Annotated in this window: 10 protein-coding genes; 5 read left to right on the forward strand and 5 right to left on the reverse strand. The window is 72.0% G+C overall.

The annotated features are described in order from the left end of the window. Positions 1–6: 6 nt before the first annotated feature. Entirely contained in the window at positions 7–804 is a 798-nt protein-coding gene (locus tag ACFPCY_RS28460) for an AIM24 family protein (RefSeq protein WP_378260005.1), read from the reverse strand. A 157-nt stretch (positions 805–961) separates the two neighbouring features. Between ACFPCY_RS28460 and ACFPCY_RS28465 the strand changes: the two genes are divergently transcribed. Further along, on the forward strand, positions 962–1,999 hold the full coding sequence (locus ACFPCY_RS28465; protein ID WP_378260006.1) for an SPFH domain-containing protein: 1,038 nt from the start codon (positions 962–964) through the stop codon (positions 1,997–1,999). Between the two features lie 220 nt (positions 2,000–2,219). On the opposite strand, the gene ACFPCY_RS28470 is transcribed toward ACFPCY_RS28465, so the two are convergent. Both ACFPCY_RS28470 and ACFPCY_RS28475 read right to left on the reverse strand, forming a co-directional pair. Beyond that, on the reverse strand, positions 2,220–4,691 hold the full coding sequence (locus ACFPCY_RS28470) for a Tex family protein (protein WP_378260008.1): 2,472 nt from the start codon (positions 4,689–4,691) through the stop codon (positions 2,220–2,222). A 74-nt stretch (positions 4,692–4,765) separates the two neighbouring features. Beyond that, positions 4,766–6,934 carry an MMPL family transporter gene (locus ACFPCY_RS28475; RefSeq protein ID WP_378260010.1) on the reverse strand — a complete coding sequence of 723 codons (2,169 nt, stop codon included), beginning with the start codon at positions 6,932–6,934 and terminating at the stop codon, positions 4,766–4,768. 212 nt (positions 6,935–7,146) lie between these two features. On the opposite strand from ACFPCY_RS28475, the gene ACFPCY_RS28480 reads away from it, so the two are divergent. Both ACFPCY_RS28480 and ACFPCY_RS28485 read left to right on the forward strand, forming a co-directional pair. Then, positions 7,147–8,412 (forward strand): sensor histidine kinase, encoded by a 1,266-nt coding sequence (locus ACFPCY_RS28480; RefSeq protein ID WP_378260012.1) that lies wholly within the window; start codon positions 7,147–7,149, stop codon positions 8,410–8,412. After that, positions 8,385–9,029 (forward strand): LuxR C-terminal-related transcriptional regulator, encoded by a 645-nt coding sequence (locus tag ACFPCY_RS28485; protein ID WP_378260014.1) that lies wholly within the window; start codon positions 8,385–8,387, stop codon positions 9,027–9,029. Before ACFPCY_RS28480 ends, ACFPCY_RS28485 begins: the two co-directional genes overlap by 28 nt. A 65-nt stretch (positions 9,030–9,094) precedes the next feature. On the opposite strand, the gene ACFPCY_RS28490 is transcribed toward ACFPCY_RS28485, so the two are convergent. Beyond that, positions 9,095–12,439: a S8 family peptidase gene (locus tag ACFPCY_RS28490; protein WP_378260016.1), complete on the reverse strand. Its 3,345-nt coding sequence runs from the start codon at positions 12,437–12,439 to the stop codon at positions 9,095–9,097. Between the two features lie 341 nt (positions 12,440–12,780). Then, the gene (locus ACFPCY_RS28495) at positions 12,781–13,194 is read right to left on the reverse strand and encodes a cupin domain-containing protein (RefSeq protein WP_378260018.1); all 414 of its coding nucleotides are present in this window, start codon (positions 13,192–13,194) and stop codon (positions 12,781–12,783) included. Between the two features lie 62 nt (positions 13,195–13,256). Here ACFPCY_RS28495 and ACFPCY_RS28500 point away from each other — a divergent pair, with 62 nt between their 5' ends. After that, positions 13,257–13,736: a MarR family winged helix-turn-helix transcriptional regulator gene (locus ACFPCY_RS28500; protein WP_378260020.1), complete on the forward strand. Its 480-nt coding sequence runs from the start codon at positions 13,257–13,259 to the stop codon at positions 13,734–13,736. A 176-nt stretch (positions 13,737–13,912) separates the two neighbouring features. Further along, positions 13,913–15,754 (forward strand): glycosyl hydrolase family 18 protein, encoded by a 1,842-nt coding sequence (locus tag ACFPCY_RS28505; RefSeq protein ID WP_378260022.1) that lies wholly within the window; start codon positions 13,913–13,915, stop codon positions 15,752–15,754. Positions 15,755–15,809 lie beyond the last annotated feature (55 nt).

The following is a 15,809-nucleotide window of genomic DNA, read 5'->3' on the forward strand; positions in this document are numbered from 1 at the left end:
GACGCCTCACCCGGAGTGGTGGTGGACGTACATGGACTGGATGCCGACGCGGCCGGGTCCGGTCATCTCGGCGAGGTACATCCCGCGCCGCAGCAGGCCGGTCTTGAGATTCATCTGCACCGCCTGCATCTGCACGGTGGAGTCCTTGTAGAGAAAGGCGCCGGGCTCGACGAGGATCTTCTCCCCCGGCCGCAGCACCCGTTCGAAGACGTTCCCGTAACCGTGCAGCATGAGCAGGCCGGGATAGCCCTGGGTGACGAAGCGGTCCATGTACATGCCGTTGCCGCCGTGCAGGATGTTGGCCAGGCCCTTGATCCGGACGAACGAGTAGCCGATCGTCCCGGACGCGACGAGGAACGCGTGCTCGCGAACGTCCAGCTCCATCTGCGGGTGCAGCGGCAGGACGACCAGCTCGCCCGGGGAGTCCCGCGAGAACGCGACGCGTCCCGGGCCGGACGCGACGGTCACGATGTGCGGCATCCCGGCGAGCGAGCGCTTGAGGCCGCCGCCGGTGTTGTAGGCGGACAGCGGCGTGTGCTCGTCCTTCCAGAGCATCACGTGGTGCTCGAAGTACACCGCGTCGCCCTGGCCGAGCGCGACCTCGGCGACGGGGACCAGCTCCCCCTCGACCTGGCAGGTGCTGGCGCCGAAGCGGAACTCGGTCATGTCCCGCAGCCGGGGCGCCTCGCGCCAGCCGGAGTCGCTGACCCGGTCCGCCTCGTTCTGCGGCGCGCCACAGGTCAGGCAGCTGATCGTGCCGGGCGGGTTCTGCCCGCGGCACCACCGGCACTGAATTCTCTCCACCGCTGTTCCCGCTCCCCGGAATTCACCGTTCTCACGCCGCATTAACCCGGCGCTTACTTTTCTCCGGCCGGATTCGGCGCTATTCGCGGGAAGAACGTAGCAGGCACGGTTAGTATCCGTTCGGGGCTTTCCGGCGCAGTGGAGGGGACGATCGGTCATGGCCTGGTTCGAGCGGGAATTCATCGCGGTGCCGGATGAACGCAAGGGGCAGCTGGTCTTCAAATGGCCGGACGTGAACATCCGCCGGTTCACCAAGGCGATCGTCAACGCCGACCAGATGGCGATGTTCGTCAACACCGGCCAGATCGTCCAGATGCTCGGCCCCGGACGGCACACCATCGACGCCGAGGAGCTGCCCGGCCTCGGCGCGGTCATCGACCGGCTGACCGGCGGCAACGCCTACCGCGCCGAGCTGTACTTCGTGCACACCCGCGAGTTCACCGCGTTCACGTTCGGCGGGCGCATCGACAACGTCCAGGACCCGAAGAGCGGCCTCATCGTCACCCTGCGCGTCTTCGGCGACTACGCGCTGCGCGTCACCGACCCGGCCCGGTTGGTGATCAACCTCGCCGGGACCGTGGACCTCACCGACAACGAGCGCGTCGCCGCCTGGGTCAGCGACCAGCTGCTCAAGGCGCTGCGCTCCGGGGTGACCACCCAGATCGTCCGGAACGGCTGGCCCATTCTCGGCCTCTCCGCCTACTCGCAGGAGATCGAGAACGCGGCGATCGCGGCGGGCAACAACCAGCTCGCTGCCTACGGCGTCGCGATCACCCGCATGGGCAACTTCGACGTCAACCTCACGCCCGAGGACGAGAACGAGCTCAAGCGCCTCGCCCGCGACGTCCAGTACTCGCAGCTCGCGGGCGGTTTCAACAACTACGCGGCGGGCCAGATGGCGCTCGGCGCGGGCCAGGGCATGGCGCAGGGCGGCGGCGCCAACGCGGGCGCGTTCCTCGCCGCGGGCCTCGGCCTCGGCCAGCAGGCCGCCGCCGCGCAGCCCCAGCCCCAGGCCCGGCCCGCCGCCGCGATCGTCTGCACGTCCTGCAACACCGGCAACCAGGCGGGCGCGAAGTTCTGCATGGGCTGCGGCCGGCCGGTCGCCGCCCAGCCCCCGCAGTGCGCCGGCTGCGGCACCCAGCTCTCCGCCGGAGCCCGCTTCTGCGCCAACTGCGGCCAGCCCGCCCCCGCCTGACCCACCGGCAGCCGCGCCTGCCCCACCGGCCAGCGCCGAGCGCGTGCCGACCACACGCGCTCCGCGCCTCCCAGCCTCCGGGCCGTGCCCTCGCCCAGCGACGCCACGGCCCGGAGGCTCACTTTCCCGCCCCACCGCGCGAAGCGCTCCGCGCAGGAGCCCCCGAACCTGGGCAGAGCGCTACGAGCACGGCGTCGCCTCGCGACGCCGCGCTCGGGTGCTACTTCTTTCGGCGGTCCTGCTTCGGGAGGCCCTTGTCGAGGCCCGCTCGGCGGAGGGCGTCGGCCATGGCGCTGTTGCCGGCGGGGGCGTTGCCGCCGCCCTGGCGGTTGCGGCCGCCGCCTCCGTTGCCGGGCTGGCGGCGCTGCTGGCCTCCGCCGCCGCGCTGACCGCCGCCGCCCCGCTGGTTGTTGCGGGGGCGGTCGGCGGGCTTCTGCTGGGTCTCCTCGTCCAGACGGAGGGTGAGCGAGATGCGCTTGCGCTGGAGGTCCACGTCCAGGACCTTGACGCGGACGATGTCGCCCGGCTTGACGACGTCGCGCGGGTCCTCGACGAACTTGCTGGACATGGCCGAGATGTGGACGAGGCCGTCCTGGTGGACGCCGACGTCGACGAACGCGCCGAAGGCGGCGACGTTGGTGACCACGCCCTCCAGGATCATGCCCGGCTGGAGGTCGGCGAGCTTGTCGACGCCCTCCTTGAAGGTCGCGGTCTTGAAGGCCGGGCGCGGGTCGCGGCCCGGCTTCTCCAGCTCGGCGAGGATGTCGGTGACCGTGGGCAGGCCGAACCTGTCGTCCACGAACTGCTCCGGCTTCAGCGAGCGGAGCGTGGCGGTGTTGCCGATCAGCGCCTTGACGTCGGTGCCCGCCGCGTCCAGGATGCGCCGGACGACCGGGTAGGACTCGGGGTGGACGGCCGAGGCGTCGAGCGGGTCGTCGCCGCCGGGGATGCGCAGGAAGCCCGCGCACTGCTCGAACGCCTTCGGGCCGAGGCGGGCGACGCCGCGCAGGCCGTCGCGGGTGCGGAACGGGCCGTTCTCGTCGCGGTGGGCGACGATCGAGGCGGCGAGGCTCTCGCCGATGCCCGAGACGCGGGTGAGCAGCGGGACCGACGCGGTGTTGACGTCCACGCCGACGGCGTTCACGGCGTCCTCGACGACGGCGTCGAGGGAGCGGGACAGCTTCACCTCGGACACGTCGTGCTGGTACTGGCCGACGCCGATGGACTTGGGGTCGATCTTGACCAGCTCGGCGAGCGGGTCCTGGAGGCGGCGGGCGATGGAGACCGCGCCGCGCAGCGAGACGTCCAGGCCCGGCAGCTCGCGGGCGGCGTACGCGGACGCCGAGTACACCGACGCGCCCGCCTCCGACACCATGATCTTGGTGAGCTTGAGGTCGGGGTTCGCGGCGATCAGGTCGGCGGCGAGCTTGTCGGTCTCGCGGGACGCGGTGCCGTTGCCGATCGCGATCAGATCGACCTCGTGCTCCTTCGCCAGCTTGGCGAGGGTGGCGAGCGAGGCGTCCCACTGGCGGCGCGGCTCGTGCGGGTAGATCGTGTCGGTCGCGACGACCTTGCCGGTGGCGTCCACGACCGCGACCTTCACGCCGGTGCGCAGGCCCGGGTCGAGGCCCATGGTGGTGCGGCTGCCGGCGGGCGCGGCGAGCAGCAGGTCCTTGAGGTTGGCGGCGAAGACGCGGACGGCCTCGTCCTCGGCCTCCTGGCGCAGCCGGGTGCGCAGGTCGATGCCGAGGTGGACGAGGATCCGGGTGCACCAGGCCCACCGGACGGCGTCCTGGAGCCACTTGTCGGCCGGCCGCCCCTGGTCGGCGATCCGGAACCGGGCGGCGATCTCGGTCTCGTACGCGGACCGGACGCCGGGCTCCTCGTCCTGCATCTCGGGCTGGAGGTCCAGGTCGAGGACCTCCTCCTTCTCGCCGCGGAACAGGGCGAGGATGCGATGGGACGGCAGCTTCGTGAAGGGCTCGGCGAAGTCGAAGTAGTCGGAGAACTTCGCGCCCGCCTCTTCCTTGCCCTCGCGGACCTTGGAGACGACGCGTCCGCTCGTCCACATGCGCTCGCGCAGGGAGCCGATGAGGTCGGCGTCCTCGGCGAACCGCTCGACGAGGATGGCGCGGGCGCCCTCCAGCGCGGCGGACGCGTCGGCGACGCCCTTCTCGGCGTCGACGTACCCGGCGGCGGCCTCGGACGGCTCGTGCGTCGGGTCGTCCAGCAGCAGGTCGGCGAGCGGCTCCAGGCCCTGCTCGCGGGCGATCTGGGCCTTGGTGCGGCGCTTGGGCTTGTACGGGAGGTAGATATCCTCCAGCCGCGCCTTGGAGTCGGCCGCGACGATCTGGGCCCGCAGCTCGTCGGTGAGCTTGCCCTGACCCTCGATCGACTCCAGGATCGCGGCGCGCCGCTCGTCCAGCTCCCGGAGGTAGCGCAGGCGCTCCTCCAGGTCGCGGAGCTGGGTGTCGTCGAGCGCGCCCGTCGCCTCCTTGCGGTAGCGGGCGATGAACGGGACGGTCGACCCGCCGTCGAGCAGCTCGACGGCGACCCGCACCTGCCCCTCCCTGACGCCGAGCTCCTCGGCGATCCGCGCGGTGATGGGCCGCGGCGCGGCCTGCTCGGCGGCGTTCTGGCTGGTGACTGTCACGTGTCGGTTCGCTTTCTCCCCTGGATGTCGCCCGTGCATTGTCCAGGAACCGGGGCCGCTTGTCGCGTCGGCCCCGGTTCCCGTCCGGACTCGTCCCGTATGCGAGGGGATCGTCAGCTCACCGGCACGCGGGAGGGGATCCGGTCGCCGGCCGGGGCGGCGGCCCTGCGCGACATCCGTCCCGGCCACCAGTTCGCGCGGCCGAGCAGCACCATCGCGGACGGCAGGACGACGATCCGGATCACGACCGCGTCGATCAGCACCGCGACGGCGAGCCCGACGCCCATCTCCTTCATGTCCATCAGGCGCAGCGCCCCGAAGATCGCGAACACCGAGATCATGATCACCGCGGCGCTGGTCACGGTGCCCGCCGATCCGGCGATGCCCTCGGCGACCGCGCGCCGGGTCGGCAGCCCCGCCCTGGCGGCCTCGCGGATCCGGCTGACCAAGAAGACGTGGTAGTCCATCGACAGGCCGAACAGGACCGCGAACAGGAACAGCGGGATCCAGGCGACGATCGCGCCGGTGCTGTGGAAGCCGAGCGGCTTCTCCAGCCAGGTGTGCTGGAAGATCAGCACCAGCGCGCCGAACGAGGCGAGCACCGAGAGCAGGTTGACCAGGATCGCGGTCAGCGCGACGACGACCGACCGGAACATCAGCGTCATCATCACGAAGGTCAGCCCGAGGACGAACGCGACGACCAGCGGCAGCCGCTCGGAGATCTGCTTGCCGAAGTCGATCGAGGCGGCGGCGTCCCCGCCGACCCAGTGCTCGGCGCCGGCGATCCTGCCGACCGTCGCCGGGACGAGGTCGCCGCGCAGCTCGTTCACCGCGTCGCGGGCCTGGCCGCTGTTCATGCCGTACGGGGTGGCGAGCGTGAGCGTCTGGACGCGTCCGTCCGCCGAGGCGCGGATGTCGGGGCGCGGGCCGCGGGCGATGAACAGCCGGTCGCCGCTCGTCCGCTTGGCGAGGTCGGTCAGCGCGGTACGGACCTCGGCGGCCTCGCCGGGAGCCGACCGGACGACGATCTGGTGCTCGGTCGACTGGTCCGGGTAGGCGGCGACGAGCCGGTCGTAGGTCCGCAGCGCCGGGATGGCGCGCGGGAGCTGGTCGGTGGTGGTCGAGCGCAGGTTCATGTCGAGCGCCGGGACGGCCAGCGCGCCGAGCGCGACGACGGCCAGCAGCAGCGTCGCGGCCGGGTGCCGCAGCGCGGGGCGGAGCAGCGCGCGCCACAGCCGCGGGTTCTCGCGGGTGGCGGTGAGCCGCCACAGCACCGGGACGCGCGGCTTGTCGACGCGCGGGCCGAGCTTGGCGAGGATCGCGGGCAGGACGGTGAGCGAGCCGAGCATCGCGACCGCGACCACGACGATCGCGGCGGTGGCGAGCGAGGTGAAGATGACGTTCTGGGTGAGGAACAGCCCGGCCATCGCGACGATCACCGCGACGCCCGACACGACCACGGCGTGCCCGGAGGTGGCGGCCGCGATCTCGATCGCGTCCCGGTGGTGCGCCCCGCGCATCCGCTCCTCGCGCTCGCGGCGCAGGTAGAACAGCGAGTAGTCGACGCCGACGGCCATCCCCATCAGCATCGTCATGCTGCTCGCGGTGTCGTACATCGGGACGAGGTGGGAGACCAGCGCGGTCAGCCCGGTCGCGCCGCCGATCGCGGTGATCGCGAGCAGGATCGGGACGCCGGCGGCGATCAGCGCGCCGAACGCCACGACGAGGATCAGCAGCGTCACCGGGAACCCGATGCCGTCCGCGCGGACGAGGTCCTTCGCGATCAGCTCCGACATGCCCTTGCCGATGGACGCCGCGCCGGTCTGCTCGACGCGCAGCCCCGGATGCTCCTTCTGCACGGTCGCGGTCCGGTCCAGGACCGGCTGGACGCGGTCCTTGGCGGTGAGCGGGTCGCCGGCCAGGGTCACCGGGACGAGCAGCGCCGTGCCGTCCTTGCTCGGGACGGCCGCGTCCACCTTCGCGACCTGCGGCATCGCCCGCAGCGCGGCGGTGACGTCGGTCGCCGCCCGCTGGGCCTCGGCGCGGGGCAGCGCCCCGGACCGGGACGTGATGACCACGTTCTCCACCGCGGGCGGCGTCACGCCGTGGGCGTGCGCGACGCGTCCGGCGGTGCCCGCCTCCCGCGCGGCCTGGTCGAGGTCGGTCGCCTTGTTCGTGCCGAGGGCGCCGCCGAGCACCGTGCACGCCACCACGAAGACGATCCACAACCCGATCGCCCGCCAGGGGTGTCCCGCGCTCCAGCGGGCCACCCGCACTGTCACCGATCGCCTGCTCATGAGCCCGACGCCCTTTCCCTCGCTCGTTCCCTCGCTTGCGGAACCTGTCCTTGTGAAGCCGTCGGGTTCGATACTCATGGCGCGGGACCGCGCGGGCAGTGGGCTCACATCCTCTTAGGGGTAGGCATAAGTCCACCCCTGGGATTAGGGGTCTGGACCCACCGCCCGTCCCACGACCGCCAGGCACAATGAATGCCGTGAACGGCGAAGCGCACGAACATGCGGCGGCGAGCGGGCTGGCGGTGGCGCGCAGCCTGCTCCAGGCGGTGCTGACCCAGATGGCGAACCTGCCGCTGGCGATCCTGCTGCTGGTGTCGCTGGCGTTCGTCCCGCTCGGGGTGGGGCTGGCGCTGCTGCCGCCGGTGCTGTTCGCCCTGCGCGGGCTCGCGAACCAGCAGCGGCGCTGGGCGGCGGAGTGGTCCGGCGTCGAGATCGTCGTCCCGTACCGTCCGCGGCCTGAGAACGCGTCCGGGTTCGGGATCGTGAAGTGGCTGCTGCGCGACCCCGCGACCTGGCGCGACATGCTCTGGACGGTGGTGAACTCCGTGACCGGCCTGGTCCTGGCCGGGCTCCCCGCCGCGCTGGTCGTGTACGGGCTGGAGGGCGTCCTCGTCGCGCCCTGGATGCCGAACGTGCACACGTTCGGCTGGGGGCCGTTCTGGCCGCTCAGCGACTACGGCCTGACCGGCTCGGTCGGAAGCGCGCTGCTCGGCTCGCTGATGCTGCTCGTCGGCTGGCAGCTCGGGCCGTCCATCATGCGGGCGTACGCGATCGTCAACCGGTCGATGCTCGGCCCCACGCGGGGACGGCTGGAGGAGCGCGTCCGGGAGCTGACCGAGACGCGGTCGGAGACCGTGGACGCCTCGGCCGCCGAGCTGCGCCGCATCGAGCGCGACCTGCACGACGGCGCGCAGGCCCGGATCGTCGCGGTGTCGATGACCATCGGGCTCGCCGAGCAGCTCGTGAAGGACGACCCGGAGGCGGCGGCCAGGCTGATGGCCGAGGCGCGGCAGGCGAGCGGGACGGCCCTCACCGAGCTGCGCGACCTGGTGCGCGGCATCCACCCGCCGGTGCTCGCCGAGCGCGGCCTGGACGGCGGCCTCCGCGCGCTCGCGCTGACCCTGCCGATGCCGGTCGACGTGGCGGTGGACGTGCCCGGACGGGCCGCTCCCCCGGTCGAGTCCGCCGCGTACTTCGCGGTCGCCGAGATGCTCGCCAACGCGGCGAAACACGCGGAGGCGGCGCGGGCATGGGTGGACGTCCGGCACAATGGCTCCGCGCTCGTCATGATCGTCGGGGATGACGGGCGCGGTGGCGCGGATCCGGCCGCGGGCGGCGGGATGCGGGGCATCGAGCGCCGCCTGGCCGCCTTCGACGGCACGCTGGCGGTCACCAGCCCCGAGGGTGGGCCGACCGTCGTGACCATGGAGCTGCCGTGCGCGTTGTCATCGCCGAAGACCTAGCGCTGCTGCGGGACGGCCTGATCCGCCTGCTGTCCGCCTACGGGTTCGAGGTGGTCGAGGCCGTGGACAACGGGCCCTCGCTGAAGCGGGCGCTGGTGTCGCACCGTCCGGACGTGGCGGTCGTGGACGTCCGGCTGCCGCCGACGTTCACCGACGAGGGCCTGCGGGCGGCGCTGGACGCGCGCCGCGAGATCCCGGGGCTGCCCGTCCTGGTGCTGTCGCAGCACGTGGAGCAGCTCTACTCGCGCGAGCTGCTGTCCGACAGCTCCGGCGGCATCGGCTACCTGCTCAAGGACCGGGTGTCGGACGTCCAGCAGTTCGTGGAGGCGGTGAAGCGCGTCGCGGGCGGCGGGACGGCGCTCGACCCGGACGTGGTGTCGCAGCTTCTCACCCGCCGGTCCCGCGAGGAGCCGCTGAAGGCGCTGACGCCGCGCGAGCGCGAGGTGCTGGAGCTGATGGCCGAGGGCCGGTCGAACGCCGCGATCGCCGGGAAGCTGTTCGTCACCGAGAAGGCCGTCACCAAGCACACCGCGAACATCTTCGCCAAGCTCGGGCTGCCGGTGTCGGAGGACGACAACCGGCGCGTGCTGGCCGTCCTCGCCTACCTGCACGCCTGACCGCCTGACCGCGCACGCGAAAAGGGGCCGCCCCCGGCTGGGACGGCCCCTTTCGCCTGCTGTCGTTAGCCGACGGTGTAGGAGTAGGGAATCGCGGTGAGGACGTCGCCGCCGGTGTAGATCGCGCCGAGCGAGCCGTTGAACGCGCCCACCGGCGAGGTCACCAGGTAGAGCACGCCGTTCACGACCGTGCCGGGCTTGCCGTTCGGCGTGATCGTCACCGTGACCTTGCCGGACTTGCCGGGCTGCACGACGACCGGGCTGCCGTTCGGGGTGAAGTCCCCGGTGATCGCCGTCTTGTACGGGTCACCGGCCGGGGAGGTCACCGTGGCGTCCCACGGCTGGGTCTTGGCGAGCGCGGCGAGGGTGCTGGTGCCCGCCGGGGCCGGACCCGAGAACGGGCCGATCTCCTGGACGTAGCTGAACCAGAACCCGCGGGCGAGGACGTGCCGTCCGCCCGCCTCGCTGACCCGGGCGATCGAGGTGAGGTCGCCCTTCTTCGCCGAGCCGAGGTCGCCGAACACGTCCGGCTCCCCCGCCGGGCCCTGGAGCTCGACCTGCGCCGGGAGGCTGGACTTGGCGGCCAGCGACAGCGACCGGGTGCCGGGCGGCACGAGGTACGCGGGGATGGACGAGCTCGGGGTGATCGGCAGGCTGATCGTCGGGGACGAGCCGAGCGGCGCGAGCGCCACGTCGGCGTAGTTCCGCAGCCGCGGGTTCACCTGCACCGGGACGGGCGCGACCCCGCGGTTGGCGTAGGTGAGGGTGAAGTTCGCGGCCTTCCCGGCGGGCAGCTTCGCGCCGTTCGGGAGGGACCCGGTGACCTTCACCTGGTCGAACCCGATCGTGCCGGAGAAGTTCTGCGAGATCTCCTTGCCGCTGACCGGGTTGGCGACGATGACGGTCAGCCGCCAGCGGCCGGGCTCCGGGTCGGCCTGCGACACCTGGAGCGTGCTCGCGGTGACGGGCGTGCCGTCCTGCTTGAACCCGCGGGCGTTGGAGCCGGTGCCGATGAGCTGGCCGTCCGGGTCCACGAGCGCGGCCTGGACGAGGACGTTCGGGTCGCGAGCGAGCTTCAGGGTGACGCCGACGTCGTGGCGTCCCTTCGGCACGTCGAACGCGTAGGTCGCGGTCTGCGTCGGCGTGACCGCGCGGCCGTTGCCGCCGGTGATCAGGCCGCTGAAGGTGCCCTTGCCGCCCTTGGTCGGGATCAGCGTCCGGATGACGACCGGCACCGAGCCCGCCTGGCCCGCTGCGGTCTTGTACCAGACGGCCTCGGCGAGGTCACCGCGGTTGCCGTCGGTCTTCGCGCGGACCGTGACGGTCGTGCTCTGGCCCGGCTTCAGCGTCACCGAGGACGGGCTGACCGTGCCGCGCGCGACCGCCTTGGCCGCGCTGGTCGCGAACTGCACCGGGCCGCTGTAGGACTGCGCTCCGGTCTGCGGGGTGTAGAGGATCGCGGTCCACGTCCCGGCCGCCGGGTACCGGACGTCCACGTAGGCGTGGTTCGCCGAGACCGCGCCGCCCTGCGGGCGCGAGTTCGCCGCGTACGCGCCGTTCGGGTCGATCAGCGTGAGCCGGACGACCGGGCCGATCAGGCTGCCGTTCGGCTGCGGCTTGTTCACGCCCTGCCAGGCCGTCGAGACGCCCAGCACGTCGGTGCCCTTGGCGACCTTGAAGGTGACCTTCTTGTAGGCCCAGGGCGCGCCGTTGGTCGCGTACGGGAAGGTCGGCAGCGACTTGGCGTCGAGGCCGACGGTCTGCCAGCTCGTCTGCTTCGTGTCGTACGAGCGCGTGCCGAGCGTGACCTTGGTGGCCTTGGTGCCGTCGTTGGTCAGCGCGAACCGCTGGGCGACCGTCCCGCCGAGGTCGCCGGTCAGCGTGGTCTGGCTGATGCCCGGGACGACGTCGGCGGTACCGGACGGCCACTGCGCGACCGCGGCCGGGTCCGCGCCCTTGTAGGCGCGGGCGGCGTCCACGGCGGCCTTGGCGTCCAGCAGGCCCGCGCCCTGCTCGGGAGCGGGCAGGCCGAGGTCGTGCGCGGTGCCGGTGAGGAACCGCTTGACCAGCAGCGGCGACGGCGACTGCCCGCGGTGCGTGGACCGGTACGCCTGGATGACCAGGGCCGCCGCGCCCGCGGTGATCGGCGCGGACTGGCTCGTCCCGCCGAACGGCTGGATCGAGGCTGGCTTGCCGGAGTAGCCGACGCAGTTCTCGAACTTCTCCGGGTCCGGCGTGCACAGCGCCCAGTCGGACTCGCCCGGCGCGGCGAGGTCGGGGACCCGTCCGCCCTGGCTGATGCCGCCGGACGACAGCGCCGAGATGTTGTTCGAGATCCACTTGCCGGGCTTGGCGAAGCGCGCCGCGCCGTACCCGGTCTGCTGGTAGTTCTGGAAGTCGGTGGACGCCGCGGTCGCGATCACGTTCGGGTCGGTGGACGGGCTGCCCTGCGTCCCGGTGATGCCGCCGTCTCCGGTGGACACCGTGACGGTGACGCCCGCGCGGACGGCGGCGTCGTTGAACAGCCGGATCGTGTCGCGGCTGCCGCTGTCGGGGTACACGTTCGAGCCGAACGACTCGTTCAGCACGTTCACGTGCTTGCCGATCGCGTAGTCGATCGACTGGAGGATGGCGGAGTTAGGCAGCGTCTCACCACCCGCCTTCAACCCGAGGATCGACGCTCCGGGGGCCATGCCGAGCACCCGGATGGTGCAGCCCTTCGGGATGCCCTGCGACGGGTGCGCGTAGTCGGACACGTCGTAGACCATGCGGCCCTGCGCGCCGATCGCGGACGCGTCGCCGAACGCCTCGGCGCCGCCGGACGGGGTGTCCGGGCCCTCGCCGGAGAAGTCCTTGTAGTCGGTGAAGACCTTCTGCCCGTTCGCGCGGACGAAGTCGGGATTGTTCGGGTCGACGCCGTCGGCGATGTACGCGACGGTGACGCCCTTCCCGTCGATGCCCTGCTGGTGCGCGAGCGAGGCGCGCGTGCTGGTCAGCGCCTCGGGTTCCAGCAGCGGCTTCTTCGGGTCGCTCGGGCAGACCGTCGGCGGCAGCGCCGACTGGGCCTTCATGCCCTTGAGCGGCGCGGTCGGCTTCTGGCTCGGCGCCGGGGGCGCGACCGGGACGTTCGTGTCGGGCACGACGGCCGCGACCGCCGGGTCGTTCGCGAGCGCGACGGCCTGGTCGGCGGAGACCGTCGCGGCGAACGACGGCACGGCCTGGTAGGTGGTGATCTTCGTCCCGCCCGCCGCGCGCACCTTCGCGACCAGGCCGCTCTGGGCGGAGCCGGACTTCAGCAACACGATCACTCGGGACGGGCGTCCGGCGTCGGGCTTGGGCGCCGCGTGGGCCGGGGCGGCGAGCGCCCCCGAGCCCAGCGCCAGCACCGCCGCGCCCAGCCCGGCGAGCACGCTGCTCCGCCGGGTGGGCGCGCCGCCCCGCGCGTCCGTCCGTCGAGACGATCTCCCCTGTCGTAGGGCCATGAGGTCCCTTCACAAGATCCTTCGCGACCGTGGGCGGGTGAACGCGGTCGCGAGAACGGCGTCCGGTCGGGAGGGCCGGACGGGTCGCCGCCGGACAGAAGGCGGCGAACGTCCGAATATCAACGGATCTTGACGAGCGGGACAAGAGGGAGAAAAGCGACGATTAGATCACACTTTGGTTTGGGACACGGGTGGTGACCGAATTGCGCCGGGCGGTAATTCGCCCCACTAACAGTCAGCCCACCCGCGCGGTCGGCGCTCCCGTACGGTCAGCGGACCCACAGGGGGACGAGCCGCTCGTCGCCCTTGGGGGCGAGTTCGCAGCCGTCCGGCTCGGCGGGGTCGGGGTTGTAGGCGACGGTTCCGGCGGGGGCGGCGACGACGGCCTGGAAACCGTCCGGGGAAATGATCATTTGCCGGGCGACCCCGGCGGGCAGGACCAGGGTGTCGCCGGACGCGACGCCCACCCTGTCGTCGCCGACGAGGAAGTCGGCCGCCCCGCCGACGCAGGTCCACACCTGCTCGGCGTCGAAGGCGTGCAGCGGGCCGGTCACGCCCGGCACCGCCTCGACCCGCCACACCGCCAGCGCCGAGGTGCCGCCCTGGGTGGGCGTCGCGAGGCTGGTCATCGTGCCGTTGGGGGTCGTGGTGCGGCGGGTCTCGGCAGCTCGGATCACGGTCACGGGGGTCCTCCACTAAGGTTTGGACAACTGTGTTGTCCATATAGTCAACGAGGTTGTCTTTCATGTCAAGTCCCGAGCCCGACGCGCCCGGCTTCGAGCTGCCGCTCCGGCTGTTCCTGGCGTTCCGGCAGATCATCGACGAGACGCACGCCGAGCTGGCCCGGCAGGGCCATCCCCACCTGCGCCCCATGCACGGCTTCGTGTTCCAGGCGATCGGCCCGGCCGGCACGACCGCCGTCGAGCTCGGCCGCCGCCTCGGCGTCAGCAAGCAGGCCGCGGGCAAGCTGGTCGACACGCTGGAGCGGCTCGGCTACGTCGAGCGCGCCGCCGACCCGTCCGACGCGCGGCGCAAGCTCGTCCGGCTGACCGGACACGGCGTGGACGCGCTGCGCCGGTCCGCGCTGATCTTCGAGACCGTCCGGGAGCGCTGGGCGGGCGAGCTCGGCCGCGACCGGCTGCGCGCTCTGGAGGCCGACCTGCGCGCGATGACGCCCGGCGACATCTGGCGGCTGGACGCCCCCGGCTGGTTCGGCGCCTCCTGACGATCTTCCGGACCGGCGCAGCGTGCGGGGCGGACCAGCTTGATCGGCCATAACCGCTGCGCCGAAACCCTTGCCGGGCCCGGTCGGCGCGGTTAACATCGCGGCGACTCTTAGGAAACTTTCCTAACAGTCATGAGATTCCTGTTGGTTCGGGGGCGCGAACTGAACGGAGAATCATGGCCACACCGGGCAAGCGACGGGTCCTGGCGGCCCTGTCCGCGCTCACCGCGGCGGCGGGGCTCACGCTGACCGCGGCGCATCCCTCGGCGGCGGCCGGCGCCGTCACGGCGACCTGCACCAAGACCTCCGACTGGGGCACGGGCTTCGAGGGCTCGTGCACGATCAGCAACGGCACGTCCGCGGCGATCAGCAGCTGGAAGCTGGAGTTCGACCTGCCGTCCGGGACCGCGATCACCTCGGCCTGGAACACCACCCAGACCCACTCCGGCAACCACTACACCTTCGCCAACTCGTCCTGGAACGGGACGGTGGCGGCGGGCGCGACCACCAGCTTCGGCTTCGACGGCAGCGGCTCCGGATGGATCTCCGGCTGCACCGTCAACGGCGCGTCCTGCGACGGCTCGGGCACCCCGCCCGGCGGCGGGGACACCCAGGCCCCGACCGCGCCGACCGGCCTGACCGCCACGGGCAAGACCGACACCACGGTCAGCCTGTCGTGGACGGCCTCGAAGGACGACGTCGGCGTCGTCGGCTACGACGTCTACCAGGGCGGCGCCAAGGCCGTCTCGGTCACCGGCACGTCCGCGACCGTCACCGGCCTGACCCCGAAGACCGCCTACAGCTTCACCGTCAAGGCGCGCGACGCCGCCGGGAACGTCTCGGCCGCGTCCAACGCCGTGTCGGTGACGACCAGCGACTCCGGCGGCGGCAACCCCTCCGGCGGCACGAAGGTCATGGGCTACTTCACCGACTGGGGCATCTACCAGCGGAACTACCAGGTCAAGAACATCGACACCAGCGGCACGGCGAGCAAGCTGACGCACATCAACTACGCGTTCGGCAACGTCACCAACGGCCAGTGCGCCGTCGGCGACAGCTACGCCGACTACGACAAGGCGTACGGCGCGGGCGACAGCGTGGACGGCTCGACCGACAGCTGGGACAACGGCGCCCTGCGCGGCAACTTCCACCAGCTCCAGGAGCTCAAGAAGAAGTACCCCGGCATCAAGGTCATCTGGTCGTTCGGCGGCTGGACCTGGTCCGGCGGGTTCACCCAGGCCGCGCAGAACCCGGCCGCCTTCGCCGACTCCTGCTACAAGCTCGTCAACGACCCGCGCTGGGCGGGGCTGTTCGACGGCATCGACATCGACTGGGAGTACCCGAACGCCTGCGGCCTGAGCTGCGACACCAGCGGGTTCGCGTCGTTCAGGAACCTGCTGGCCGCGCTGCGGTCGAGGTTCGGCTCCTCGCAGATCATCACCGCGGCGATCACGGCGGACGCCACGTCCGGCGGCAAGATGGACGCGGCCGACTACGCCGGCGCGGCGCAGTACGTCGACTGGTACAACGTCATGACCTACGACTACTTCGGCGCGTGGGACGCCAAGGGGCCGACCGCCCCGCACTCCCCGCTGACCTCCTACAGCGGCATCCCGATCAAGGAGTTCAACACCACCGACACGATCGCGAAGCTGAAGGGCCTCGGGATCCCGGCGGGCAAGCTGCTGCTCGGCATCGGCTTCTACGGGCGCGGCTGGACGGGCGTCACGCAGAAGGCGCCCGGCGGCACCGCGACCGGACCGGCCGCGGGCACCTACGAGCAGGGCATCGAGGACTACCGCGTCCTCAAGACCAAGTGCCCCGCCGACAGCGTCGTCGCCGGAACGGCGTACGGGCTGTGCGGGAGCGACTGGTGGAGCTACGACACCCCGTCCACCATCAACGGGAAGATGGGCTTCGCCAAGTCCCAGGGGCTCGGCGGCGCGTTCTTCTGGGAGATGTCGGGCGACACCTCGAACGGTGAACTGGTCTCCGCCATGCGGTCGGGTCTCGGCTGACCGCATCCGCCGGTCGCGGCCCGGCCCTCCCCAGAACAGCCGGGCCGCGACCCCA

The sequence above is a fragment of the Actinomadura gamaensis genome (assembly GCF_042652125.1).
Lineage (GTDB): Bacteria > Actinomycetota > Actinomycetes > Streptosporangiales > Streptosporangiaceae > Spirillospora > Spirillospora gamaensis.

Bases quoted from the DNA above. Each gene is read 5' to 3' on its own strand.
- ACFPCY_RS28465 (WP_378260006.1), top strand. From the start codon at position 962: ATGGCCTGGTTCGAGCGGGAATTCATCGCGGTGCCGGATGAACGCAAG.
- ACFPCY_RS28500 (WP_378260020.1), top strand. From the start codon at position 13,257: ATGTCAAGTCCCGAGCCCGACGCGCCCGGCTTCGAGCTGCCGCTCCGG.
- ACFPCY_RS28505 (WP_378260022.1), top strand. From the start codon at position 13,913: ATGGCCACACCGGGCAAGCGACGGGTCCTGGCGGCCCTGTCCGCGCTC.
- ACFPCY_RS28470 (WP_378260008.1), bottom strand. From the start codon at position 4,691: ATGCACGGGCGACATCCAGGGGAGAAAGCGAACCGACACGTGACAGTC.